Consider the following 1,491-nt stretch of genomic DNA (forward strand, 5'->3'; position numbering starts at 1 on the left):
TGATATACTCCCCTTATAGTGGACAGTGAAAAAACAAAAATTTTCACTAGAAACTATAAAGGGAGTTTTATTATGTCCAAAAGAAGTCCAAAGTCTGTCTCTGAGAAACTAGAAATTGTTCTACTCTACTTGGAAGCTGGGAAATCACTTAGCTGGTTAGCTAGGCACCATGGTGTGTCTAAAGACACTCTATCAAACTGGGTTCGGAAGTACAAAGAAGCTGGTGTTGAGGGGCTAGAGGAAAGCCGTCACTGGACGAAGTATAGTAAGGAACTAAAGGAACAAGCTGTTTCCGACTATCTCAATGGCTTGGGAAGTCTCAAAGATTTGACTGAAAAATATGGAATTTCTTGTGATTATGTTCTCAGATCATGGATAAAACGTTATACTAGTGGTAAAGAATTGAAAGCTACTAGTAGAGGAATGAGTCGCATGAAACAAGGACGCAAGACAACTTTTGACGAACGGGTTGAGATTGTCAATTTTATCCTTGCCCACGAGAAAGATTACCAAGGGGCTGTTGAGAAGTATGGTGTTTCCTATCAACAGGTCTATTCGTGGGTCAGAAAGTTTGAGAAGGACGGTTCTAACGGCCTCCTCGACCGTCGTGGAAAAGGTTTGGAAAGTAAGCCTAATCTGACTTCGGAAGAAGAGTTACGCCTAAAAATCAAGCAACAGGAAGAACGGATTAAGTATCTTGAAATGGAGAATGGTCTGCTAAAAAAGTTAGAAGAAATCAAGCGACGAAATCGACGGTAAGAATGGGGCGCCACTTGGAATCCTTCCAAGCGATTAAAGAATATGCGGATGAACAGAAAGAGGCTTCTATCAGCCACTTGTGCCGTATTCTAAAGGTATCTCGCTCAGGCTATTACAAGTGGTTGCGTCATCAAGAAACTCCTTCTGAACAAGAAAATACAAGATTGATAGACGTCATCAAGGACCTTCATAGCCAACATAATGGCATTCTTGGTTATCGTCGTATGACTCGATTTGTCAATCGCAAGCTTGAAACAAACTACAACAAGAAGCGGATTCGTCGCTTGATGCATATTCTAGGTATTCGCTCCATTATCAGAAGATCCAAGGGATATTGCACCAAGACTAGCTTTGTCAATGTAGAAGACAATATTCTCAATCGTGATTTTACAGCTACTGCCCCCAATCAGAAATGGTGTACAGATGTGACTTTCTTGAAGTACGGTATCGGCTGTAAAGCCTATTTGAGTGCGATTAAGGACCTTTATGACGGCTCTATTGTCGCTTATGTGGTTGGTCAGTTTAATGATAATGAGTTGGTATTAGAAACGCTTCGTAAAGCCCGAACAGCTAATCCTGATGCGACACCATTAATTCATAGCGATCGAGGATCACAATATACTTCGAAAGATTATTACCGTCTGACGACTCAGTATCAGATGACACGCTCTATGTCTCGTGTTGGTAAGTGTATTGACAATGCACCAATTGAGAGTCTCTTTGGGCACTTTA

At 41.2% G+C, this 1,491-nt stretch carries 1 protein-coding gene; it reads left to right on the forward strand.

Translation table 11 applies throughout. The annotated features are described in order from the left end of the window. Positions 1 to 72: 72 nt before the first annotated feature. Positions 73 to 1,491 (forward strand): IS3 family transposase gene (locus tag ODU45_RS09890; protein WP_398581232.1). Its coding sequence is split into 2 segments (ribosomal slippage), with 1,420 coding nucleotides annotated over them: positions 73 to 718 and positions 718 to 1,491; the frame shifts between segments, so codons are not numbered across the junction. This gene is flagged as partial in the annotation.

It is taken from the genome of Streptococcus sp. 2022WUSS135 (assembly GCF_044427045.1).
Lineage (GTDB): Bacteria > Bacillota > Bacilli > Lactobacillales > Streptococcaceae > Streptococcus > Streptococcus hashimotonensis.